22 protein-coding genes and 2 riboswitches are annotated in these 23688 nt (G+C 69.9%); of the genes, 7 read left to right on the top strand and 15 right to left on the bottom strand.

Annotation, left to right across the window (positions count from 1 at the left end; genetic code table 11):
* The 5 genes from P3X83_RS40665 to P3X83_RS40645 all read right to left on the bottom strand — a co-directional run.
* Positions 1–575 (bottom strand): Clp protease N-terminal domain-containing protein (locus P3X83_RS40665; protein ID WP_277310762.1); only part of this gene is annotated, 575 nt, incomplete at its 3' end.
* A 333-nt stretch (positions 576–908) separates the two neighbouring features.
* Positions 909–1244 carry an Lsr2 family protein gene (locus P3X83_RS40660; RefSeq protein WP_277310761.1) on the bottom strand — a complete coding sequence of 112 codons (336 nt, stop codon included), beginning with the start codon at positions 1242–1244 and terminating at the stop codon, positions 909–911.
* Positions 1245–1784: 540 nt separating this feature from the next.
* Complete coding sequence (locus tag P3X83_RS40655) at positions 1785–2354, bottom strand: RDD family protein (protein ID WP_277310760.1); 570 nt, start codon at positions 2352–2354, stop codon at positions 1785–1787.
* Between the two features lie 296 nt (positions 2355–2650).
* Positions 2651–3925, bottom strand: a complete 1275-nt coding sequence (locus P3X83_RS40650; protein ID WP_277310759.1) for an RDD family protein — start codon at positions 3923–3925, stop codon at positions 2651–2653.
* 107 nt (positions 3926–4032) lie between these two features.
* Positions 4033–4605, bottom strand: a complete 573-nt coding sequence (locus P3X83_RS40645; RefSeq protein ID WP_277310758.1) for an amino-acid N-acetyltransferase — start codon at positions 4603–4605, stop codon at positions 4033–4035.
* A gap of 318 nt (positions 4606–4923) precedes the next feature.
* Positions 4924–5058: riboswitch (cyclic di-AMP (ydaO/yuaA leader) on the top strand.
* A gap of 6 nt (positions 5059–5064) precedes the next feature.
* Here P3X83_RS40645 and P3X83_RS40640 point away from each other — a divergent pair.
* Positions 5065–6081, top strand: coding sequence for an NlpC/P60 family protein (locus P3X83_RS40640; RefSeq protein WP_277310757.1), 1017 nt, complete (start codon positions 5065–5067; stop codon positions 6079–6081).
* A 215-nt stretch (positions 6082–6296) separates the two neighbouring features.
* Here the strand turns inward: P3X83_RS40640 and P3X83_RS40635 are convergent, their stop codons facing one another.
* On the bottom strand, positions 6297–6635 hold the full coding sequence (locus P3X83_RS40635; RefSeq protein ID WP_346742791.1) for a LuxR family transcriptional regulator: 339 nt from the start codon (positions 6633–6635) through the stop codon (positions 6297–6299).
* A 100-nt stretch (positions 6636–6735) separates the two neighbouring features.
* Here P3X83_RS40635 and P3X83_RS40630 point away from each other — a divergent pair, with 100 nt between their 5' ends.
* Positions 6736–7317 carry a TetR/AcrR family transcriptional regulator gene (locus tag P3X83_RS40630; protein ID WP_277310756.1) on the top strand — a complete coding sequence of 194 codons (582 nt, stop codon included), beginning with the start codon at positions 6736–6738 and terminating at the stop codon, positions 7315–7317.
* A 21-nt stretch (positions 7318–7338) separates the two neighbouring features.
* Here P3X83_RS40630 and lysX read toward each other — a convergent pair whose 3' ends face one another.
* The 7 genes from lysX to P3X83_RS40595 form a co-directional block, all read right to left on the bottom strand.
* Positions 7339–8838, bottom strand: coding sequence for a bifunctional lysylphosphatidylglycerol synthetase/lysine--tRNA ligase LysX (lysX, locus tag P3X83_RS40625; RefSeq protein ID WP_277310755.1), 1500 nt, complete (start codon positions 8836–8838; stop codon positions 7339–7341).
* Between the two features lie 39 nt (positions 8839–8877).
* Positions 8878–9660, bottom strand: a complete 783-nt coding sequence (locus P3X83_RS40620; RefSeq protein WP_277310754.1) for a type III pantothenate kinase — start codon at positions 9658–9660, stop codon at positions 8878–8880.
* Complete coding sequence (locus tag P3X83_RS40615; protein ID WP_277310765.1) at positions 9660–12185, bottom strand: L-aspartate oxidase; 2526 nt, start codon at positions 12183–12185, stop codon at positions 9660–9662. Before P3X83_RS40615 ends, P3X83_RS40620 begins: the two co-directional genes overlap by 1 nt.
* Before the next feature lie 272 nt (positions 12186–12457).
* Positions 12458–12895, bottom strand: coding sequence for an aspartate 1-decarboxylase (panD, locus tag P3X83_RS40610; RefSeq protein ID WP_277310753.1), 438 nt, complete (start codon positions 12893–12895; stop codon positions 12458–12460).
* Positions 12896–12973: 78 nt separating this feature from the next.
* A complete protein-coding gene (panC, locus tag P3X83_RS40605; protein ID WP_277310752.1) occupies positions 12974–13858 on the bottom strand; it encodes a pantoate--beta-alanine ligase in 885 nt (294 codons plus the stop codon).
* A 23-nt stretch (positions 13859–13881) separates the two neighbouring features.
* Positions 13882–14772 (bottom strand): DUF2520 domain-containing protein, encoded by an 891-nt coding sequence (locus P3X83_RS40600; RefSeq protein WP_277310751.1) that lies wholly within the window; start codon positions 14770–14772, stop codon positions 13882–13884.
* 896 nt (positions 14773–15668) lie between these two features.
* Positions 15669–15926, bottom strand: a complete 258-nt coding sequence (locus P3X83_RS40595) for a chaplin (protein ID WP_277310750.1) — start codon at positions 15924–15926, stop codon at positions 15669–15671.
* A gap of 288 nt (positions 15927–16214) precedes the next feature.
* Here P3X83_RS40595 and P3X83_RS40590 point away from each other — a divergent pair, with 288 nt between their 5' ends.
* From P3X83_RS40590 to P3X83_RS40580, 3 genes are read left to right on the top strand one after another with little or no spacing between them, the layout of a single operon-like run.
* Positions 16215–17168, top strand: a complete 954-nt coding sequence (locus tag P3X83_RS40590) for an SAM-dependent methyltransferase (RefSeq protein ID WP_277310749.1) — start codon at positions 16215–16217, stop codon at positions 17166–17168.
* Between the two features lie 34 nt (positions 17169–17202).
* Positions 17203–17709, top strand: coding sequence for a cation:proton antiporter regulatory subunit (locus P3X83_RS40585; protein WP_346742790.1), 507 nt, complete (start codon positions 17203–17205; stop codon positions 17707–17709).
* Between the two features lie 3 nt (positions 17710–17712).
* The gene (locus P3X83_RS40580) at positions 17713–18870 is read left to right on the top strand and encodes a cation:proton antiporter (protein ID WP_277310748.1); all 1158 of its coding nucleotides are present in this window, start codon (positions 17713–17715) and stop codon (positions 18868–18870) included.
* 16 nt (positions 18871–18886) lie between these two features.
* On the opposite strand, the gene P3X83_RS40575 is transcribed toward P3X83_RS40580, so the two are convergent.
* Both P3X83_RS40575 and P3X83_RS40570 read right to left on the bottom strand, forming a co-directional pair.
* Positions 18887–20089, bottom strand: a complete 1203-nt coding sequence (locus tag P3X83_RS40575) for a cytochrome P450 (protein ID WP_277310747.1) — start codon at positions 20087–20089, stop codon at positions 18887–18889.
* A 10-nt stretch (positions 20090–20099) separates the two neighbouring features.
* Positions 20100–20891 (bottom strand): TerC family protein, encoded by a 792-nt coding sequence (locus P3X83_RS40570; protein ID WP_277310746.1) that lies wholly within the window; start codon positions 20889–20891, stop codon positions 20100–20102.
* A gap of 158 nt (positions 20892–21049) precedes the next feature.
* A riboswitch (SAM riboswitch) is annotated at positions 21050–21165 on the top strand.
* Positions 21166–21305: 140 nt separating this feature from the next.
* Here P3X83_RS40570 and P3X83_RS40565 point away from each other — a divergent pair.
* Both P3X83_RS40565 and P3X83_RS40560 read left to right on the top strand, forming a co-directional pair.
* Complete coding sequence (locus tag P3X83_RS40565; protein WP_277310763.1) at positions 21306–22523, top strand: aminotransferase class V-fold PLP-dependent enzyme; 1218 nt, start codon at positions 21306–21308, stop codon at positions 22521–22523.
* Between the two features lie 18 nt (positions 22524–22541).
* Positions 22542–23687, top strand: a complete 1146-nt coding sequence (locus tag P3X83_RS40560; protein ID WP_277310745.1) for an NADH-quinone oxidoreductase subunit D — start codon at positions 22542–22544, stop codon at positions 23685–23687.
* The last annotated feature ends 1 nt before the right edge of the window (position 23688 follow it).

The following is a 23688-nucleotide window of genomic DNA, read 5'->3' as shown; positions in this document are numbered from 1 at the left end:
TCCTTCTCCCGGCCGATGACCGGGTCGAGCTTGCCCTCCCTGGCCGCCTGGGTCAGGTTGCGCCCGAACTGATCGAGGACAAGAGAGGTCGAGGGTGCGGCCTCCTGCGGGCCGCCCGCGGCGGCCGGCTCCTTGCCCTGGTAACCGTGCAACAGCTGGATGACCTGCTGTCGCACTCTGTTGAGGTCGGCACCCAGCTTGACCAGCACCTGCGCGGCGACACCCTCGCCCTCGCGGATCAGCCCGAGCAGGATGTGCTCGGTGCCGATGTAGTTGTGGCCCAGCTGCAAAGCCTCGCGGAGCGACAGCTCAAGGACCTTCTTGGCGCGCGGGGTGAACGGAATGTGCCCCGACGGCGCCGACTGGCCCTGGCCGATGATCTCCTCGACCTGCTGGCGCACACCTTCAAGGCTGATGCCCAGGCTCTCAAGAGCCTTGGCGGCAACACCCTCGCCCTCATGGATCAAGCCAAGAAGAATGTGCTCAGTGCCGATGTAGTTGTGGTTGAGCATCCTGGCCTCTTCTTGGGCCAGCACGACAACCCGCCTCGCGCGGTCGGTGAACCTCTCGAACATCTCGTCGCTCCTCACAGAGCGGTCAGGCGTGCCCGGGATATCCGGGCGCGTCATCCCGCATGGTAGCCCTGGCTCGGCGAACCTCGCCCTGTTGCCGAAGAGGTGCCCTAGGGAAGACGTTCCCCGAGAGCAGGGCGTTCACCCTCTATCCAACTACTAGGCAGGGGTGACGTGTTCCCGATACGCCGCAAGCGAACGACCGTTTCGGGCGACTTCGATGATCATGCGCTTATGGCGGCCGCCGGGGTCCTTAGGCGACCGTCATAAGCGCACGCTCCGACTGAGATCGGATCCGTCCGCCGACGGCGAACACTCGCCGTGGCAATTCGATCTCTAGTGAGCAGCCTCGTACTGCTCCACCACTGACGAGGCGATACGGCCACGCTCGCTCACCGGCAGGCCGTGCGCCTTCGCCCAGGCCCGGATCTCCGAGCTCTTCTCGCGCGTCATCGCGCGCTGGCTGCCCCTACCGCCCCGGCGGCGACCGGCGACCGCGGTGGGCCGGCGCGCACTCTGCACGAAAGGCGACAGAGCGTCCCTCAGCTTCTTGGCGTTCAGGTCGCTGAGGTCAATCTCATACGACGTGCCGTCAATCGCGAAGGCGACCGTCTCATTGGCCTCCCCCCCGTCGAGGTCGTCGATGAGAATCTCCTGGATCTGCTTGGCCATCTAGGCTTTCCTTTCGCTGGGGCATTGTTTCATTCGATGCCAAACATATACCCGTCCGATCGCGGACACAATTCGACGCGATAGAGGGTTTCCCGCAGAGGCCAGGCGTGAGAGGATCAGTTAGGCTTGCGGACCTGATCGCGCTGGTTTGCGCGCCTTGCTGCCGCTTCGGAACGCACCAGCTTCACGACGCCGTAGATGAAGGCCCCGCCCACGACGGCCGGGGGCAACAAGGCGGACAATACATCCATCATTCGTCCTCACCACGGGGGTCTCGTCTGATTCGGCACACCCGCTTTTCTCTCAGGCGTGTCGGGGTCGCCTCGCGACCGGCGGGCCGGGGGCCCCAAGACGGCGCCCGAGCATGACCATAGCGTGATCGAGCTCCGGCGTGCGCCGCGGGGCCGACAACCCCGTCCAGCTTCGAACGACAGCTTAATGGCTGTCTCTCCAGCCCGCTTACCGGATGGAGTCTGTAAAAACCCTGTGAAAAGTCAGGTCTTCCCGCCGAGATGATCACCAGATCGCCGGAAACCCCGCTCAGCGCGGGCTTCTGGCCACCATCGTTCGGGCGACCTTGTCGTGCAGGCCCTGCTGACGGGGCTTGTCGACCAGGATGAACAGTCCCACCGCGAAGAGGAACATCCCGGCGAGCAGATTGAGCACGGCAATGCCCATCACGGCCATCGGCCAGGGCAGCATCGCGGCGCGTTTCACCACGGAAGCCGTTGTCAGAACGCCCCCATCAGCCGGGATCAGGCGGATGCGCAACACGTGCTTGCCCAGAGTGCGCCCGTAGCGGGAATGCAGGACAACGTCATAGAGCGCAAACGCGGTCCCGACGATCAGCCACGCGATCAAGCGGGGAAGCGGGCTATGCGCGGCGGCGCCTTCGACGGCCGGCGACATCGGGTGCGCGGGGCCGAAGAGCGCCCAGAACACCGTGAAGAGAATGTAATAGAGCACGACGAACGGGACGGCGTCGATGATGCGGGCCGCCATCCGCTCCCACCATTCGGCGGGAACCACCTTTGGATCATGTTCGGGGGAAGCGGTGGAAGCAGAGGAACCCGTCGAAGCGGCGGAAGCGTCGAGGGCGGAGTCGGCCACGGACGCCCTTGTCGTCATGTCCGTCCCGTTGTCCGCGCTTCTGTCCGCGCTTCTGTCCGCGCTCACTCGCACGGCCCCCTGCCGCCACGCATATGGTCACCTGTCCGCGATCCCAATCCGGATCGGCTTGTTCGCGAAGGCCGCACGCGCGCACGCCGCACGACGACGGGCCCTGACACGTTTCTGCCCGAATTTCGCGGTTCGAGTCCACTACATCCAGACATGAAATAGGGCCGGTGGTCGATCCACCGGCCCTATAGGGGTTCCCGCCGGTCGTGACCGGCCGGAACGTCGCGCTACCGGGTCTTCACCACGACGGTCGAGGCGACCTTGTCGTGCAGGGTCTGCTGGAGCGGCTTGTCGAAGAACTGCCACAGCACGTTCACCAGCACGCCGGCGCCCACCAGGAAGCTGAGGAACGGCACAGGGAGGCCGTTCAGCACATAAGGGCCCCAAAGCACGCCCGCCCGCTTGGCCGCGGTCATCGTGTCGAGACCGCCGGGGGCCATGCTGCCGCCCACGGGGACGACGCGGATGCCCATCGCGATCTTGCCGACGGTCTGGCCGTTCATCCGGAGCATGATCGTCTCGTAGGCGACGAACAGGATCGCGCCCACGACCGCGACGATGATCGCGGCCGTGACGGCGCCGCCGCCGCCCGTGCCCGTCACGAGGTCGTACGGCGGGAAGATGAATGCGGTGATCATGGTCAGCAGCGCCACGACCACACCGAAGATCGCACCGTCGATGATCCGCGCCACCAGCCGCTGCCACCACTCGGCAAGCGGGGCGGGGGCGCCGGAGGGCGACTGACCGGGGGTGTAGGCGTAGCCGGGCGAGCCGTAGGCCTGCTGGCCGTAGCCCTGCTGCTGCTGGGGCTGCCCGTACTGCTGCTGCTGGCCGTAACCCTGCTGCTGACCATAGGCCTGTTGTTGCTGCTGCCCGTACTGCTGTTCCTGGTACTGAGGCTGCTGCTGACCGTAGCCCTGTTGCTGCTGGCCGTACTGCTGGCCGTGGCCCTGGTCGTAACCGGCCTGCTGGCCGTAGCCCTGCTGCTGGGGCTGACCGTACTGCTGCTCCTGGCCATAGCCCTGCTGCTGACCGTAGCTCTGCTGCTGCCCGTACTGCTGCTCTTGGCCGTAGCCGTACTGCTGCTGCTCCTGGCCGTAACCCTGCTGCTGGCCGTAACCCTGCTGCTGTTGCTGGGGCTGCCCGTACTGCTGTTCCTGGCCGTAGCCGTACTGCTGCTGCTCCTGGCCATAGCCCTGCTGCTGGCCGTAGCCCGGTTGCTGCTGGCCGTACTGCTGGCCGTGGCCCTGGTCGTAACCGGCCTGCTGGCCGTAGCCCTGCTGCTGGGGCTGACCGTACTGCTGCTGCTGGCCGTAGCCCTGCTGCTGACCGTACTGCTGCTGACCGTACGGCTGGGCCGGGTTGGAGCCGGGGTCCGTCCGGTAGCTCACCATGGTCGCGTCGGGATCGGACGGCGAGCCGAGGCTCTGTCCGTAGTCGGATCGCGCCGCCTGGTTACGCTCGGGGTCGTCCTGTGGGTATGGCGGCTGTCCCGTGCTCACCGATTCACCTCGCTTCGAGTGGGCATGCGGCGTACGTCACGCACACATGCTCTGGCTGCTGCACAACGTATCGATATAGGGATCAACAGTCACCTTTCCCGCCACGCCTAGCCCCTCGGATCCGCCTCTAGGTGCAGGAGCATTCGCGTGTTGCCCAGAGTGTTGGGCTTGACATGTTCAAGATCGAGGAACTCCGCGACGCCTTCGTCGTAGGAGGCCAGCAGTTCGGCGTAGACCTCGGGGGCCACGGGCGTGCCCTTGATGGCACGAAATCCGTGTCTGGCGAAGAAGTCCACTTCGAAGGTCAGGCAAAAGACGCGGCCGAGGCCGAGGTCTCCCGCGGTGGCGAGGAGCGCGGCGACTATCCGGTGACCGATGCCGTATCCGAGGTAGTCCGGGTCCACCGCGACGGTGCGGATCTCGGCCAGGTCCTCCCACAGCACGTGCAGCGCTCCGCACCCGACGACCTTGCCGTCGAGCTCGGCCACCCAGAACTCCTGCACGTCTTCGTACAGGGTCACCGTGGCCTTCTTCAGCAGACGCAGGCCGGCGCCGGAGTAGATGTCCACCAGGCGGCGTATCGCCCGGACGTCAGGCGTCCTGGCTCGCCGTACGACCACCTCGGCGCGGCCCTCACCGCGCGCGAGCGATCCTCCTGGATCTTCTGTCACCTGCTCCATGAAGGTCCAGCGTACGTGCTCCCCCCTTCCATTTACGGCTCCCCCGTAACTCAGGACCCGATCGTAACGACTGACTATGAGTGACATGTCGATCACGATTGGATTCAGACTTGTTTGACATGATTCGCCACGGCACCCCGCAGGCCCGCTGACGCCACGGAGCTGCCCAAACTCCCACAGATTCGGACATTGACGCAAATGTGATCATGGTTCGCCGTGATCCCGCCGTGATCCATCGGTTGTGAAAGCTCAACAGAATTTGTAGTTCTGGTTGAGCGTGAACCCGGTGTGCACTAATGTCCAGCCTCGATGTCAGCCGTCCGCTGACCGCCGAATCCCTCGTGGGAACCGGGGACCCACCGCGTATCCGGGGTGAATCCGGGCCATCCGCCCGGTAGGGCTGCTCCGGCCCGAACCCGTCAGCTAACCCGGTAGGCGTCGATGAGAGGAGTCTGGTTGGTGACGCGCTCGCGCGGCCGTGTGGGCAAGCACACGGGCGGCCCGGTCGCACGTCTCGCCGTCATCGGCGCCGCGTTCCTGGCCCTCAGCGTCGCCACCCCGCTAATGTCGGCGACCGCCGACCCCAAGCCCTCGCTCAAGGAGCTGTCCTCCCAGGTCGAGAAGCTGCACGAGCAGATCGGCACGCTGGCCGAGCAGTACAACGGCGAGCGGGTGCGCCTCACCCAGGCCAAGCGCGCCGCCGACCTCGCCCAGAAGACGCTGTCCACCAGCGAGTCCGACCTCGCGGCCAAGCGTCACAAGGCCGGCCTGCTCGCCCAGAACGCCTACATGACCGGCGGCCTGGGCTCCGCGCTGGCCTTCACCGGCTCGCCCGACCCCGACGCCTACCTCGACCGCGCCGCCACCACCTACGCCCTTGAGCAGCGCCAGGGCGAGGAGGTCGCGCAGGTCACCCGTGCCATGCGGACGGCCGAGCGGGCCAGGGCGAGCGCCAAGGCCCGCAGCACCGAGGTCACCAGGCTGGTGGCGGAGATCGGCGCCAAGCGCGACAAGATCAGCAAGCTGGTCGAGCGCACGGAGAGCGACCTGTTCCGCGAGGCCATGCGCCGTTCGGGCGCCTCAGCCGGTCGCCGTGTCCGGATCGACGTGCCGATCGTCGGCTCGGGCAAGGCCGCGCAGGCGACCCGCTACGCGCTCACCCAGCAGCTCAAGCCGTACATCTGGGGCGCCGAGGGCCCGCGCGGCTTCGACTGCTCCGGCCTGGTCATGTGGGCCTACCAGAAGGTCGGCATCAGCCTGCCGCACTACACCGGCGACCAGTGGACGGCCGGCACCCACATATCCCGCGAGGAGATGCGCCCCGGCGACCTGGTCTTCTTCTACCGAGACCTGCATCACGTGGGCATCTACATCGGTGGCGGGATGATGGTCCACGCCCCCCAGACGGGAGACGTCGTCCACATCGCGCCGATCGGCAACCGGCCGTTCGCCGGAGCCGTGCGCATCGCCGACTGACATACTCCTCGCGGAACCCGGGTGTCGGGCAGCCCGGTGACCCGCGGCCGGCCAGGGGGCGCGGGTGAGGGTGTGCGCCGGGAGTGACCTAGGGTCTGGGCCGGTGGGCGGTGCGGTCACCCGGTCGGCCGAACTGGCGGAGTGCCGGTGTGCGGTGCCGGTGTGCGGTGCCGGCGCGGCTTCCGCCAGGTCAGATGCCTGCTCAGACGAACCGCTCAGATGAGCTGACGGCGGGCCGCCCAGGCGACCGCCTCAATGGCGGTGGCCACTCCGATACGGTCGCAGATGCCGCGCAGACGGCGCCGCACCGTTCGGCCGCTCACATCGAGGCGGCGGCCGACCCGGTCGACCGTGACGCCCTTGGCGAGCTCGGCGAGCAGCAGGAGGTCGTCGTCACTGAGTCCGATCCCATGCACCTCCGTAGTGTCGTCGTCGTGAAGGAAATCCACTCTTGGATAAGCCATCGGAGCCCCCTTCAGCCAACCACGGAACTCGACGATGCCCGGCGTGAGTGTGGTCTGTCTCTCGTCGTCGTCGTGAACGGTAAACGGCATTGAGAAAGGTCGTCAAGCCACGGCGCCCATATGCGTAGCCCACGCTATTGACATAGCGCTCGCTATGTGGAGTACTCACGATATGGCTCCGCCTTTACGGTTGACCCGATCAGCGGCCAAGGCTCGCACCCGTGAGCTGCTCCTGGCCGCCGCCGCGCAGGTCTTCGCAGAGCACGGCTATGCCGGGGCTTCGGTAGACGAGATCGCAGCCCAGGCCGGTTACACGATCGGTGCGCTCTACTCACATTTTTCCGGAAAGGATGAACTTTTCCTCACGTTGTTCGACCTTCACGCTGCAGGTCATCTTCGCGACATCGAGGAAATCATCCGTCAATGCACCGGAGACCCGAGCTTCAGCGCATTGGGTGACTATCTGGCCACGCTCGCGGACAACGACTCTGGAAGATGGGCACTCGAATCGGAGTTTCGCCGTCACGCAATGACACGACCTGAGCTCATGACGCGTCTTGCCCAACGCCGCTCGGCCGGGCGCGCGACGGTCGGCCGGTTCATGGCGGGACGGCGGTCGGTGCCGGTCCAGCGCGCCGACGAGGACGCGGCGCTCATCATCGCCCTGCTGGAAGGGCTGCTACTGCAAAGGCGGCTGGACCCGTCGTCCACGCCGCCCGAACTGTTCGCCGAAGCACTGCGGCGGTTCTTCCCGCCCAGCAAATGGGCCTGAAGAACCGCCGCGGCAGCAGGCTTACGATGTGGGCTTGACCAGCGGGAACAGGATGGTCTCCCGGATGTTCCTGCCGGTGAACGCCATGATCATGCGGTCGATGCCCACCCCGACCCCACCGGTCGGCGGCATTGCATATTCCAGCGAGATCAAGAAGTCTTCGTCAAGCTGCATCGCCTCGGGGTCGCCGCCGGCCGCCAGCAGCGACTGCTCCACGAGCCGGCGCCGCTGCTCGACCGGGTCGATCAGCTCGGAGTAGGCGGTGCCCAGCTCCGTGCCGAACCCGATGAGGTCCCACTTCTCGGTCAGCAACGGGTTCTCGCGGTGCTGGCGGGTCAGTGGGGAGGTCTCCAGCGGGTAGTCCATGACGAAGGTGGGCTGCACGAGCGTGTGCTCGACCAGCTCTTCGAAGATCTCCTGGACCAGCTTGCCCTGCCCCCACTTGGCGTCCCAGTGGATCTCCCGGCGGTCGGCGTGCTTGCGCACCTGGTCGAGCGGCGTCTCCGGGACGACCTCCTCGCCCAGCGCCTCGCTCACCGCGCCGTACAGGGTGATCCGCGGCCAGCGCTCGCCGCCGAGGTCGATCTCGTGCCCGCTGTGCGTCACGACCGAGGTGCCCAGCGCCGCCACGACCGCCCGCTGGTACATGCGCTGGGTGAGGTCGGCCATGTCGTTGTAGTCGAGGTAGGTGCCGTACGCCTCGAGCATGGTGAACTCGGGGTTGTGCGTGGCGTCGGCGCCCTCGTTGCGGAAGTTCCGGTTGATCTCGAAGACCTTCTCGATGCCTCCCACGACCAGCCGCTTCAGATACAGCTCGATCGCGATGCGCAGGTAGAGGTCCATGTCGTAGGCGTTGATGTGCGTGACGAACGGCCGGGCCGTCGCGCCGCCGTGGATCGGCTGCAGCATCGGCGTCTCGACCTCTAGGTAGCCCTCGTCGTGCCAGAACTCGCGGACGGCGCGCACCGTGTCGCTGCGCAGGCGCGCCATCCGGCGGGCCTCGTCGTTGACGATCAGGTCGACGTAGCGCTGCCGTACCCGCGACTCGGGGTCGGTGAGCCCGAGGTGCTTCTCGGGCAGCGGGCGCAGGCACTTGGAGGTGATCTGCCAGCTCTCGGCCAGCACGGACAGCTCGCCGCGCCGCGAGGTGATCACCTCGCCCTCCACGCCCACGTGGTCGCCGAGGTCGACGTCGCGCTTCCAGGCCGCCAGGGACTCCTCGCCGACCTTGTCGAGCGAGATCATGACCTGGAGGTCGCCGCCGCCGTCGCGCAGGGTGGCGAAGCAGAGCTTCCCGCCGACCCGGCTGAGCATGACGCGCCCCGCGACGGCCACCCGGTCGCCGGTCGCGACGTCGGCTTCCAGCCCCTGGTATTTCTCCCGAAGCTCGGCGTTGGTGATGGTGCGCGGGAAGTTCACCGGGTAGGGATCGACGCCCTGGCTGCGCAGGCGGTCGAGCTTCTCCCTGCGGACGCGCATCTGCTCGGGGAGGTCCGGGGTCGGGGTCACGTCATCGGTCACAGACAAAGATTACCGAGATCGTACGGCCCGCCGCCCCCGCTACGAGGCGTTGCGCTGGTAGATGAGCCGCAGCCCGATCAGCGTCAGCCACGGCTCGTGCACGTCCACCGAACGCGCCTCCCCCGCCACGAGCTGGGCGTGTCCGCCGGTCGCGACCACCGTGACGTCGTCGGGATCGTCGGCCAGCTCGGCGGCCATCCGCTCCACGATGCCGTCCACCTGCCCGGCGAAACCGTAGATGATGCCGGACTGCAGCGCCTCGACCGTGTTCTTGGCGATCACCGAGCGCGGGCGGACCAGCTCCACCTTGTGCAACTGAGCCCCCGCGGCGGCCAGGGCGTCGACCGAGATCTCGATCCCGGGGGCGGTCACCGCGCCGATGTACTCGCCCTTCGCCGAGACGGCGTCGAAGGAGGTCGCGGTGCCGAAGTCGACGATCACGCACGGCCCGCCGTACAGGGTGATGGCGGCAAGCGCGTTCACGATGCGGTCGCTGCCGACCTCCTTCGGGTTGTCCATGCGGACCGGCACGCCGGTGCGCACTCCCGGCTCCACGACGACGTTGGTGACGTCGCCGTAGTAGCGGCGGCACATCTCGCGCATCTCGTTCAGCACCGAGGGCACCGTGGAACAGATCGCGATCCCGCTGATGTCGGCGTTGGTGAGCAGCGGCGACTGCCCGAGCAGCCCCTGCAGGACCACGGCGATCTCGTCGGCGGTACGGCGGGCGTCCGTGGCGATCCGCCAGTGCTCGATGACGTCATCGCCCTCGAACAGGCCGAGGACCGTGTGACTGTTGCCGACGTCGATCGTGAGCAGCATCAAGCCCCCCGCAGATCCAATGCGATGTCGAGCGCGGGCGCCGAATGGGTAAGCGCCCCCACCGAAAGGTAATCCACGCCAGTCTCCGCTACATCACGGGCCGATTCCAAGGTCAATCCGCCACTCGCCTCCAACCGTGCCCGACTCTTCACCAACGCCACCGCGGCTGCGGTCTCCTCGACGGTGAAGTTGTCGAGCAGGATCTCCTCGGCGCCCTCGGCGAGGACCGGCTCGATCTGGTCGATGCGATCGACCTCGACCTCGATCGGCAGACCGGGGTAGGCCCGGCGCACCGCGCGGAACGCCTCGGCCACGCCGCCCGCGGCCACCACGTGATTGTCCTTGATCAACGCCGCCTGCGAAAGCGACATCCGATGATTGACCCCGCCGCCGCTGCGGACCGCGTATTTCTCCAGCGAGCGCAGGCCGGGGAGCGTCTTGCGGCTGTCCCTGATCCGCGCGGCGGTGCCCTCGACCGCGGTCACCCAGCGGGCGGTGACGGTCGCGATCCCGGACAGGTGGGTGAGGATGTTGAGCGCGGTGCGCTCGGCGGTGAGCAGGTCGCGGGCCGGGCCGGTCACCGTCATCAGGACGTCGCCGCGGCGCACCCGCTCGCCGTCCTTGACGCGCTGTTCGGCCGACAGCCGGCCGTCCGACGCGTAGGTGAACAGGCCGTCGGCGACCACCAGGCCGCACACCACGCCGTCCGCGCGGGCCACGACGTCGGCGGTGGCGCGCTGGTCGGCCGGGATGGTCGCCAGGCTGGTCACGTCGCCCACGGCGGACAGGTCCTCCGACAGCGCCTTGTCGTAGAGGGCGACCACCTCGGCCGGATCGAGCCCGGCCTCGGCCAGGCCGGTCTCCACCTGGTGGGGCAGGTTCGTGCGGGCACTGTAGGTCATGGTGATCCCTTCCTCGGACAGTGTGGCGTCGAGATGTCCCCACCACCGGGCGTCGTCGCGTTCCGGATGGTCCTCGCGCCAGTGCGAGCCCCGGGTCTCGGCCCGCTGGACGGCGGCGGCGACCAGCACCGACGCCACCGTAAGCAGGTTGGTGGCCTCCCACGACTCGGTGCACGGCTCCACGGCCACCGGGGTCCAGCGGGCGTCCAGCAGGGCGCGTGCCACCTCGGCGAGGCTGTCACGGCCGCGCAGCACGCTCGCGCCGCGGCTCATGTGGCCCTGGATCCTCGCCCGGGCCCTCGGGTCCACCAAACCGCCCGCGACGGCGTCACGGGGCTCAGGAGGGCCGGGAAGGGCCTGTCTGGCGTGGCCGTCGCCCGCGACGCGCCCGTGGATGTCGGCCGCGATGCGCTCGGCGAACACGAGGCCCTCCAGGAGCGAGTTGGACGCGAGCCGGTTGGCGCCGTGGACGCCGGTGCAGGCCACCTCGCCGCACGCGTACAGCCCCGGGACGCTGGTCCGGCCGTACAGATCGGTGCGGACGCCGCCGCTCGCGTAGTGCGCGGCGGGCGCCACCGGGACCAGGTCGGTCGCCGGGTCGATCCCGTGCTCCAGGCAGACCGCGCGGATCGTCGGGAAGCGGGTGCGCCACTTCTCGTCACCGAAGTGACGTCCGTCCAGGTAGACGTGGTCGGCCCCGGTCTCCCGCATCCGCCGCATGATGGCCTTGGCCACCACGTCGCGCGGGGCGAGGTCGGCCAGCTCGTGCACGTCGCGCATGAACCTGGTGCCCTCGGCGTCCACCAGGAACGCGCCCTCGCCTCTGACCGCCTCGGAGACCAGCGGCTGCTGGCCCGTGGAGTCCTGCCCCAGCCACAGCACGGTCGGGTGGAACTGCACGAACTCCATGTCCCTGACCACGGCGCCGGCGCGCAGCGCGAGCGCCACGCCGTCACCGGTGGAGACCGCCGGGTTCGTGGTGGCCGCGTAGACCTGGCCCATGCCGCCGGTGGCGAGCACCACCGCGTTGGCCCTGACGGCCCCGACGCCGTCGCGCGCCCCCTCGCCCATCACGTGCAGGGTGATCCCGCAGGCCCGCCCGGCCGCGTCCGTCATCAGGTCCAGGACCAGCGCGTGCTCGATGACGTCGATCCGCGCGTCCCGGATCGCGGCGACCAGGGCGCGCTGCACCTCGGCGCCGGTCGCGTCACCGCCCGCGTGCACGATCCGCCGCCGGCGGTGCCCGCCCTCACGGGTGAGGCGCAACTCCCCCTGCCCGTCGCGGTCGAACCGCGCGCCCCGCTCCATCAACCGCCGCAGCGCCCCCGGCCCCTCGGTCACCAGGGCACGGACGGCGGGCTCGTCGCACAGGCCGACCCCCGCCGTGAGCGTGTCGGCGAGATGCTCCTCCGCCGTGTCCGCTGGATCGAGCACGGCGGCGATCCCGCCCTGCGCCCAGCGCGTCGAACCGGCCGACAGGACGTCCTTGGTGACCACCAGGACGGAGGCGCCGGGATCCCGCTCCGTGTACCCCAGGGCCACGCTCAGGCCCGCGATGCCCGACCCCACGACGACCACGTCGGCGGTGACCGTCCATCCGGGTTCGGGTGCGGTCAGCCGCATCGGGATGGCTGGGAAGCTCACGGGCCACCTCTCCCCGGCCCAGCGCGTTTCCGCTGGACACGTGTTAAATCTCGCCAAATTTGGTGTTAAGTGGCGAATCTCGTCAGCATGACGATAACCCCACCCGGCCCGCCTTTCATTCCCGGGTCTCCCACCCGGGGCACGGCAAAGGCGACCGACGGAGGGGGAGGGCGGGAGGGCAGCGGGCCGTCCCGCCTTGGTGTTGCACGCTGTCGCGTGGTGTTGCCTGCTGTCGCAGGCGGGGGCTGGGGTCAGAGGGCGGGGACGGTGGCGTGGAGTTGGTCGCCGCGGAGGGTGTGTTCCGCTCCGCCGGGCAGGGCCGCCGCCGGGTCGTCGGCCAGTTCGATGACCCGGTTGCTCCGGTCGACGTGGACGACGCACGGCCGGAAAGCGCGCGCCTCGGCGTCCTCCATCTGGCCGTAGGCGATGATGATGACCAGGTCGCCCGCCTGGACCAGCCGGGCCGCCGCGCCGTTGACGCCGATGACGCCCGAGCCGCGCGGGCCCGTGATGGCGTAGGTGACCAGCCGGGCGCCGTTGTCGATGTCCACCACGTGCACCTGCTCGCCGGGGAGCAGCCCGGCCGCGTCCATCAGATCCTCGTCGATGGTCAGCGAGCCGACATAGTGCAGGTCCGCCTGGGTCACCGTGGCCCTGTGGATCTTGGCCGTGAGCATGGTCCTGAGCATGCGTTACTTCCACCCTTCGCTCGGTCGCACCGCCACCTCGGCGTGTGCGCCGGTCATCAGGCTACTTTCCGCCGCCGACTACGCCACCCCTGATCCCCCCGCGCCGACCACGGTGCCGACCACGATGTCGTCGATGTTGTCGATCAGCCGGGTGTCGCCGACTCTGGCGGCGACCGCGAGGACGGCCGGGCCCGCATGGTCGTCCGGGACCTCGGCGAAGGTCAGCGGGTCGACCAGGGCCAGGTAGTCGAGCGCCAGGGGCGGGTCGGCGTGCGCGGCGCCCTCCAGGACGGCCAGCGCCGCCCGCCGGATGTCCGCCGCGTTCCGCCGCGCGGCCCCCTCCCGCAACGCGCGGGACAACGTCAGCGCGGCGACACGGTCGCCGGCCGACAGGTAGCGGTTGCGGCTGGACAGCGCCAGCCCGTCCGGCTCGCGGACGGTCTCCCCGCCCAGGATCTCGATCGGCAGGTTGAGGTCGAGGACCATCCGGCGGATGACAGCGAGCTGCTGGGCGTCCTTGCGCCCGAACGCGGCGACGTCGGGCCGTACCAGGTTGAACAGCTTGTTCACCACGGTGAGGACCCCGTCGAAGTGGCCGGGGCGGAACGCGCCTTCGACGATGGCGCCCATGGTCCCGGCCGAGATGGTGACCTGCCGGTCGGGGAGGTACATGTCCTCGGCGGCGGGGGCGAACACGACGCTCACGCCCTCGGCCGCGCACGCGTCGAGGTCCGCGTCAAATGTACGGGGATAACGCGAAAAATCCTCGTTTGGGGCAAATTGCAGTGGATTTACGAAAATGCTAACCACTACATGATCGGCGTGCTCCCGCGCGAGCCGGATCAGCGACCGATGCCCTTCGTGCAGCGCTCCCATTGTCGGCACCAGCGCCAGCCGTCCGCCGCCCAGTTCGCCCCGCGCCGCGTCCAGCGCCGCGCGGTCGTCCGCGACGATCACGTCCATGTCACGTCCCCATCAGATTCAGGTCAGGTCCATATGTTGCCTCCCAGAGCGTCCAGCAGACGCTCGGCGGCCTCGGGTTTCAACAGGCCCGCCGCCAGCGCGCGGTCGGCGGTCAGCCGGGCCAGCGCGATGTAGGCGTCGGCCGCCTCGGGGGCGGCCAGGATCAGGGCGTCCACGTGTTTGCGCACGGTACCGGCGTCGCCGCGCACCACCGGCCCGGTCAGCCCGGTGATGCCGAGCCGCAGCACGTTGTCCAGCGCGGCGCCGAGCAGCGGGCCGAGCATCCGCCCGGGGTGCTCCACCCCGATCCTGCCGAGCAGTTCCTGCGACTCGGCGATGAGCGTGACCATGTGGTTCGCCGCTCCGGCGAGGGCCGCGTGGTAGAGCGCGCGGTCGGCGTCGTCGATCCACACCGGCTCGCCGCCCATCTCGATGACGAGCGCCTCGGCGACCGGGCGCAGCGTGGGCGGCGCGGTGACGCCGAACGAGCAGCCGACCAGGCGGCGCAGGTCGTCGTCGCGGCCGGTGAACGTCATCACCGGGTGCAGCGCGAGCGGCAGCGCGCCCGCCCGCGCGGCGGGTTCGAGCACGCTGAGACCGTAGGCGCCGCTGGTGTGCGCGATGAGCTTGCCGTGCAGGTCGGCGCCGGTCGCCGCGAGCCCGTTGACCAGGCCGGGAAGCACGTCGTCCGGGACGGTCAACAGGACCAGCTCGGCCGCGCGGACCACGTCTTCGGGTGCCGCCGGGATGACGCCGAGGCGTTCGGCCGCCCGCCGTTGCGAGGCGTCGGACACTCCGCTCGCGGCCACCACCCGGTGACCCGCCACCGCCAGCGCCGCGCCGAGTACCGATCCGACCCGCCCTGCGCCGAGAACCCCGACTGCCAGTCGTGCCGGGCGATCACCTGCGTCCATGTCGTCCCGTCCTGTTGACCATGCCGGACGCCTGCGAGTCCGGACGCCTCTGCCCGTGTCCAAGGGTAACGAAAGGAGCCTCATGGACTTCGAGCGGCACGCAAGTCAGGTTTTACCGAAACCGGGGATTCCGATAAATCGGAAAGGGCAGGCGAAGTTGGACAAGCCCTCCTGTTGGGCGCCCCGCAGATGAGGAGGCGATTAACGATCGACTCATCGCAGAGAGACGGGCGCCGAGCCCCTGATGGGACCCGGCGCCCGTCCTTGACCCGCCTGGACGGCGGACCGATGCGTTGTCGGGCCCGCGTGGCAGGCGGGCCGCAGGCGGGCCCGCCCGTTTGGGGCGGGCCTCGCGGTCGGATCCGCCTCCGATGGGAGACGGTCCGTGAAACCGGACCTGGCCGAACGCGGCCGTCCGTGGCGCGGATCACCGTCGGAAACGGTCCGCGAAATGAACCCGCATGGTGACGGGTCACGATCCGGGCCGTCGAGGGCGATCCGCGATCCGGACCGACACGCGTGCGGTGGTCCGGGATCCGGCCCGCCGGAGAGGCGGGCCGCGCGCACCCTGCCGTGCGGGCGGGGCGCGGCCGGACCCGCGGTGACGCGGCTCCGGGCTTCTGGCTTCGGGAGGGCGGAGAACGCCGCTCCCGGGCCGGACCCGCGACAGACGGGTCCGCGGTGGACCAACATGACCGCCGGTCCTGGATGGACCGGCGACAACGCTGGCCCGAGTGGATCCGTTGGCGTGCGCCCGGATCCGGGTGGCCCGCATGGAACGCGGGCCTTCATGTGGCCCGCAGCGTGGCTGCGGGACCTGGCGTCACCTCAGTGAGAGGTCGCTACGGCCGGCCATCCGCCGACTGACCGGCCGCCCTTCACGTGGGAAGGACCGCTCAGCTGCGGACCTTGGCCCCGGCCGTGCAGACACCCGAGGTCGGGTTGAGGACCGGAACCGCGATCACGTTGACCTGGTTGCCGCAGACGTTGATCGGCGCGGTGATCGGCACCTTGATCTGGTTGCCGCCCAGGATGCTGGCGTCGCCACTGGTCTTGTCACCGTGGTCGATGGTGGCGTGCGCGGGCGAAGCCATGAACACCACACCCGCGATGCCGGCGGCGACACCGACCTGCATGAGCACCTTCTTGAGCACTCTGGCTCCCCTTTGTCTCGTAGCCTTCGTTGCCGTCTCGCGTGGCGCCTTCGCCAGACGGAATGGTCGTAGCCGGGCGGCCGGACCGCGCCCGATGGGGGACCGGGCCGGGACGGCCATCGCCTCACGACTTACAGAGCAAGGCTAGCGCAAAGCGACGACAGCGTGTAGTAAACGCATCACTCAGCGTGTCACCAAAACGTCGCGATCATGCGACCCGCACGTGAATGCCATGGCCCTCCGGGGGATATAACGTCTCCTGACGTGTGGCTCACCTGGCGTGACGCAATGGAGCGGGCGCTTTACGGCAGCGACGGTTTCTACCTGCGCGAGCGCCCTTCCCGGCATTTCCGCACCTCGGTCAGCGCGTCCCCGGTGTTCGCCGAGGCCGTGGCGCGGATCCTCGCCGACCTCGACGCGCGGCTGGGCCGTCCGCCTCGCCTCGACCTCGTCGACGTCGGCGCCGGGGAGGGCACCCTGGCCGCGCGCACGCTCTCGCTCGTCCGGGGCGATCCGGCCCACGCGGAGCTCGCCGCCCGCCTGCGCGTGACCGGCGTGGAGCTGGCCGCGCGCCCCCTGGCACTGCCCGCCGAGATCGGCTGGCGCGACTCCTGCCCCGAGGGCGTCGTGGGGCTGGTGATCTGCAACGAGTGGCTCGACAACGTGCCGCTCGACGTCGTGGAGGGCACGCCCGACGGCCCGCGCACCGTCCTGGTCGATCCGGCCACCGGCGAGGAGCGCCTGGGCCCGGCGCCCTGCCCGGACGACCTCGCCTGGCTGGCGCGCTGGTGGCCGCTCCGGCCGGGACGCCGCGCGGAGATCGGCAGGACCAGGGACGAGGCGTGGGCGTCGGTGCTCGGCCGGATCGAGCGCGGGCGCGCGATCGCGATCGACTATGCACACCCTGTGGACGACCGCCCGCCCTGCGGCACGCTCTGCGGATATCGCGAGGGCTCGGTGGTCGCGCCCGTCCCCGACGGCTCCTGCGACATCACCGCGCACGTCGCCCTCGACTCCTGCGCGACGGCGACGCCCACGGCCACGGCCACGGCGACGCGGCTGACCACCCAGCGGGAGGCCCTGCGCGCCCTCGGGTTCGACGGCAGGCCCCCGGGCATCGACCTGGCCCGCACATCCCCACGCGAGTACCTGCGAGCCCTGGCCAGGGCCTCAGAGGAGGCCGAGCTGATCGACCCTAACGGTCTAGGTGGTTTTGGGTGGCTATGCCAGGACATCGGCTGAATTCGTAGCGATAGTGTGAACGGCGGTACGCAACGTGACGGGATGGAAGGGCCGGCAGGTGGAGATCGAGCAGACCGCGTTGCCAGGGATCGGGCTGAAACACGAGTTCACCACCAGGTCGGGGCGCAGAGTCGGCGTGGTCAGTCACCGCACCGGGCGCCGCGACCTCATCATCTACGACACCTCGGACCCCGACCAGGCGTGCGAGACGGTCAAGCTCAACGACGAGGAGGCCGACGCCCTGGTCGAGCTGCTCGGAGCGCCCCGCATCGTGCAGCGGCTCAACGACCTGCACCGCCAGGTCGAAGGGCTGGTCAGCCTCCAGCTACCGATCCTCGGCGGCTCGCCGTACGCCGGGCGGCCGATGGGAGACGCGCGGGTCCGCACCCGCACCGGAGCGTCGATCGTGGCCATCGTCAGGGGCGGGCGGGTGATCGCCAGCCCTACCCCGGACTTCACCATGGAGTCCGACGACGTGGTGGTGGTCGTCGGCAGCCCGGACAGCACGTCCGCCGTCGCCGACATACTGGCCAACGGGTAGGCCGTGCACACAGCGATACTCTTCCTCGAACTCGGCGGTGTCATCCTCGGTCTCGGCGTGCTCGGCGCCCTCGCGCTGCGAGCCGGGATCTCCCCCATCCCCCTCTACCTCCTGGCCGGCCTGGCGTTCGGCCAAGGCGGCTTCCTCCCCCTCGCCACCAGCGAGGAGTTCATCGCGGTCGGCGCGGAACTCGGCGTCATCCTGCTGCTGCTCACCCTGGGGCTGGAGTACAACGCCGACGAGCTCGTCAGCAGCCTGCGCAGCAACGCCAGGGGCGGCATCGTGGACCTGGTGCTCAACGCCGCCCCGGGCGCGATAGCGGCGCTGCTGCTCGGCTGGGGCCCGGTGGCGGCGGTCGCCATGGCCGGCGTCACCTACGCCACCTCCTCCGGCATCACCGCCAAGGTGCTGTCCGACCTCGGCTGGATCGGTAACAGGGAAACCCCCGTGGTGCTCTCCCTGCTGGTGTTCGAAGACCTCACCATGGCCCTCTACCTGCCGATCCTCACCGCCATCCTGGCCGGGGTGAGCCTGATCGGCGGCGCGGTGACGGTCGCCATCGCGCTCGCCACCGTCACCGTCGTGCTGCTGGTCGCCCTCCGCTACGGCCGCCTCATCGAGGCATTCGTGGCCAGCCCGAACTCCGAGGTGCTGCTGCTCAAGGTGGTCGGCCTCGCCCTGCTCGTGGCGGGCATCGCCCAGCAGCTCCAGGTCTCGGCGGCGGTCGGCGCCTTCCTGGTCGGCATCGCGCTGTCCGGCGAGCTGGCCGAGGACGCCAGGGCGCTGCTCAGCCCGATCCGCGACCTGTTCGCCGCGGTCTTCTTCGTCTTCTTCGGCCTGCAGACCGACCCCGCCGCGATCCTGCCCGTGGCCGGTCTGGCCGCCGCCCTCGCCGTGGTCAGCATGATCACCAAGCTGCTCACCGGTGCGTACGCGGCCCGCCGGGCGGGCATCGCCAAGGCGGGCCAGGCCCGCGCCGGCATCGCGATGATCCCCCGGGGCGAGTTCAACATCGTCATCGCCGGCCTGGCGGTCGGCGCGGGGGCCCATCCCGACCTCGGCCCCCTGGCCGCCGCCTACGTGCTCATCCTGGCCGCCTTCGGCCCGCTCGCCGCGCGGCTCCTGCAGCCGCTCATCACGTCCATCGCCAAACGCGCCTAGCGGGCCCCTGCCGTCCTCAGCCGGTGGTGACCTTCAGCGCGGACAGGCCGCGCATGATGTAGCCGGGCTTCCAGGTGGGGGTCTCCGACGGGGCGAGCTTCGGCGCGGCGTCGAGGAGCGCGTCGAAGGACTCGGCCAGCTCGATGCGCGCCAGCGGCGCGCCCAGGCAGTAGTGGACGCCCGCGCCGAAGGTGACGTGCGGGTTGTCCGCGCGGCCCAGGTCGAGGCGGTCGGGGTCGGCGAAGACGGCCTCGTCGCGGTTGGCCGAGCCGAACAGCAGGGCGACCTCGGCGCCCCTGGGGATGTCCACGCCCGCCACGGTGATGTCCTCAAGGACCCAGCGCTCGAACATCTGCGCCGGGGTGTCCCAGCGCATCAGCTCCTCGACCGCGGTGGGGAGCAGGGAGCGGTCGGCCCGCAGCCGATCGAGTTCCCCGGGGTTGCGGAAGAGCGCCCACCAGCCGTTTCCCGTCATGTTGACGGTGGCTTCGTGCCCGGCGTTGAGCAGCAGCACGCAGGTGCCGACCAGTTCGTCCTCGGTGAGGCGGTCGCCGTCGTCGGCGACCTGGGTGAGGGCGGTGATCAGGTCCTCGCGGGGGTGGCGGCGCCGGTCGCGGGCCAGTTCGGCCATGTAGGCGGAGAACTCTTCGGCCGCGCGGACGGCGGCGTGCTGCGCCTCCGCCGAGGGGTTCAGCTCGAACATCCCGCAGATGTCCGCCGACCAGGGCCGCAGCAGGCGGCGGTCGGACTCCGGGACGCCGAGCAGGTCGGCGATCACCGTGACCGGCAGCGGCTCGGCGACCTCGGCCAGCAGGTCGCCGCCGCCGCGTTCGGCGAACCCGGCGGCCAGGTCGCGGGCGATGCGCCGGACCCGGCCGCGCATCCCCTCGGCCGTGCGCGGGGTGAACGCCGTGGACACCAGACGGCGCAGCCGCGTGTGCACGGGCGGTTCGAGGTCGAGCATGCCCGCCCTGATGAGCCGCCAGAACGGGTCGAGGTGCTCGGGGTCCGGCGGCCTGCCGAAGTCCTCGTGGTCGCCGACGTGCAGGTAGGTACGGCCCAGCCGTCGGTCGCGCAGCAGCGCGGACACGTCGGCGTGCCGGGCGACGAGCCACTGCCCGGTCGGCTCGAAGTGACTCACCGGAGCGGTCGCGCGCAGCTCCGCGTAGGCGTCATAGGGATGGGCGACGAATTCCGGATTCCACGGGTCGTATCGCACACCCGCCATGCTAGGCGGCGTCGCGGCCCTTTGGATCATCATCGCCGGCGGGGGCGGCCTCGGCATACCGCTCGTGCAGGTGGACCGGCTCGCGGCGGCCCGCCTTGGTGCGCGCCCGGATGTTGAGCAGCTCTACGCACAGCGAGAAGGCCATCGCGAAGTAGATGTAGCCCTTCTGGATGTGCTGCTCGAAGCCCTCGGCGACGAGCACCACGCCGATCAGGATCAGGAACGCCAGGGCCAGCATCTTGATGCTGGGGTGGGCGTCCACGAAGCGGGCGATCGGGCCGGACGCCACCAGCATCACGATCACCGAGACGACCACCGCGGCCACCATGACGCCCAGGTTGTCCACCATGCCGACGGCGGTGATCACCGAGTCGAGCGAGAAGACGATGTCGAGCACCATGATCTGCAGGATCACCGAGGTGAACGACGCGCTCACCTTGCCCCCGGCGTGACCGGACTTGCCCTCCAGGCTGTCGCCGATCTCGAAGGTGCTCTTGGCGAGCAGGAACAGCCCGCCCAAGATGAGGATCAGGTCACGGCCGGAGATCTCGTGGCCCATCACGTCGAAGAGCGGGGCCGTCAGGCCCACCACCCACGACAGTGCGAAGAGCAGTGCCAGGCGGCTGATCAGCGCGGCGGCCAGGCCGAGCACCCTGGCCCGGTCGCGCTGTTCGGGAGGCAGTTTCCCGGCCAGGATCGAGATGAAGATGATGTTGTCGATGCCCAGCACGATCTCCAGGCTGACCAGGGTCAGGAACCCGATCCAGATGTTCGGGTCGGAAACCCAATCCATCGATCCTCCAACGCTCGGTTTCGCACATCGCCACGGCGGGGTTTTGCGCTGGCCACAACGGACGGGCGCACGGAAAAGTTCGGGATGGTGATCGCTTCACAGCGAGCCGTTACCGAGTTGCGATCAGGACCGGACGTTCGGTTATAGTTCCCCGCGTAGGTCATGAGCGCCAGCGCCAAGCCCCGGCTCGCTGGCCGGCAACCCTCGCGTCCGCGGCGGGGTGCCCCGGGTGAAGACCTGGTCCGGCGCGCGGTGCGCCGGGCAAGCGCGGGCTCGCCGCCGTCCTCACCGGGGCGCAGGGGGTCCGATGACCCGAGGAGTACCGGCGTGACCGTTCAGACGCTCTCCACCTTCGCCCCCCAGACGACCCTGCCCCGCGAGCCGGTGGACGCCGTCTCCGCCGCCGACCGGCCGCTGCCCGAGGTGCTCGGCGCCGACCTGGAAGTACCGATCAAGGGCGGGCTGCTGGCGCCGTACGCGAACCTGGACTACGCGGCCAGCGCGCCCTGTCTGGCCCCGGTCAACGACGCGGTGGCCGCGGCCCTGCCCGCCTACTCCAGCGTGCACCGGGGCGCGGGCTACGCCTCACAGCTCACCACCGCCCGCTACGAGCAGGCCAGGCACACCGTGCGCGGGTTCGTCGGCGCGCGGCCCGGCGACGCGGTGGTGTTCACCCGCAACACCACCGACGCCACGAACCTGCTGGCCCGCTGCCTGCCGGAGGGCGCCACGGTGGTCGTGTTCGACACCGAGCACCACGCGTCGCTGCTGCCGTGGCCGAACGCCGTCCGCCTGCCCGCGCCGGAGTTCCCCGGCGCGGCCGTGCGGGCCGCCGACGAGGCGCTGGCCGCGATCGACGGGCCGAAGCTGCTGGCCGTCACCGCCGCCTCCAACGTGACCGGCGAGCTGTGGCCGATCGCGGCACTGGCGCACATCGCGCACCGGCACGGGGCGCGGATCCTGGTGGACGCCGCGCAGCTCGTGCCGCACCGCAGGCTCAACCTGACCGCTCTCGGCCTGGACTACGTGGCGTTCTCCGGGCACAAGCTGTACGCGCCGTTCGGCGCGGGCGCGCTGGTGGGCCGCGCGGACTGGCCGGCCGACGCCGAGCCGTACCTGCGCGGCGGCGGCGCGTCCCGGTCGGTGGACGGCACGGGCGCCCAGTGGAGCGACGACGCCGAGCAGCGGCACGAGGCGGGCACGCCGAACGTGCTTGGCGCGATCGCGCTGGCCGCCGCCTGCGACGCGCTGTCGGCCACCGGCTGGCTGCCGCTGGTACGCGAGGAGGAGCGGCTGCTGGCCCGCCTGCGCGCCGGCCTGGCCGGCATCCCCGGGGTGCGCGAGCTGTCCCTGTGGGGCCCTGAGCACCCCCGGGTCGGGATCGTGTCCTTCGTGGTGGACGGCCTGCGCCCACGCGAGGTCGCCGAGGCGCTGTCGGCCGAGTACGGCATCGGCGTCCGCGACGGCCGGTTCTGCGCGCACCCGCTGGTCGCGCACCTGCTGGACGGCGCCGAGGGCGACTGCGCCGACGGCACGGCGGGCGCCGTACGCGCCTCCATCGGCCTGGGCACCACCACCGAACACGTGGACCGTCTCATCCGGGCCCTGCGGGATCTTGCCACCGGGCGCTGACGTGGCAGCATGAATCCCATGACCGAACGCGTGGTGGGAATCGGAGCGGGCGCCAAGGAGCTGGCCACCGAGGACATGATCCTCAACATCGGCCCCCAGCACCCGTCCACCCACGGCGTGCTGCGGCTGCGGCTGACCCTCGACGGCGAGCGGATCGGCTCGGCCGAGCCGATCATCGGCTACATGCACCGGGGCGCCGAGAAGCTGTTCGAGGTGCGCGACTACCGGCAGATCATCATGCTGGCCAACCGCCACGACTGGCTGTCGGCCTTCGCCAACGAGCTGGGCGTGGTGCTCGCCGCGGAGCGGATGCTCGGCATGGAGGTACCGGTCCGGGCGGTGTGGGCGCGCACCCTGCTGGCCGAGCTGAACCGCGCGCTGAACCACCTGATGTTCCTCGGCTCCTACCCGCTGGAGCTGGGCGCGATCACCCCGGTCTTCTACGCGTTCCGCGAGCGCGAGACCCTCCAGGCGGTGATGGAGGAGATCTCCGGCGGCCGGATGCACTACATGTTCAACCGGGTCGGCGGGCTGAAGGAGGAACTGCCGGAGGGCTGGCTGACCCGGGTCGGGCAGGCCGTCGCCGACGTGCGCAGGCGGCTGCCCGACATCGAGAACCTGCTGCTCGGCAATGACATCTTCCTGGCCAGGACACGCGGCGTGGGCGTCCTCGACCGCGACACGATCATGCAGTACGGCGTGAGCGGCCCGATCGCCCGCGCCTCCGGCGTCGACATCGACCTGCGGCGCGACGAGCCGTACCTCGCCTACGGCGAGCTGCCCGTCCGGGTCGTCACCCGCACGGCGGGCGACTGCCACGCCCGCTTCGAGGTGCTCTTCGACCAGCTCCGGGTGTCGCTCGACCTCGCCGACGCGTGCCTGGCGCGGCTGCGCGAGCTGCCGCCCGGCCCGATCAACCAGCGGCTGCCGAAGGTGCTGAAGGTCCCCGAGGGGCACACCTACGCCTGGACGGAGAACCCGCTCGGCATCAACGGCTACTACCTGGTCTCGCGCGGCGAGAAGACGCCGTGGCGGCTGAAGCTGCGCTCGGCGTCGTACAACAACGTGCAGGTGCTGCGCGAGATGCTGCCCGGCCACCTGGTCGCCGACATGGTGGCGATCCTGGGCTCGATGTTCTTCGTGGTCGGCGACATCGACAAGTAGT

The sequence above is a fragment of the Spongiactinospora sp. TRM90649 genome (assembly GCF_029382225.1).
GTDB lineage: Bacteria > Actinomycetota > Actinomycetes > Streptosporangiales > Streptosporangiaceae > Spongiactinospora.
Note: the sequence above shows the minus strand (reverse complement) of the source record. Positions and strands in the feature narration are given on the sequence as shown.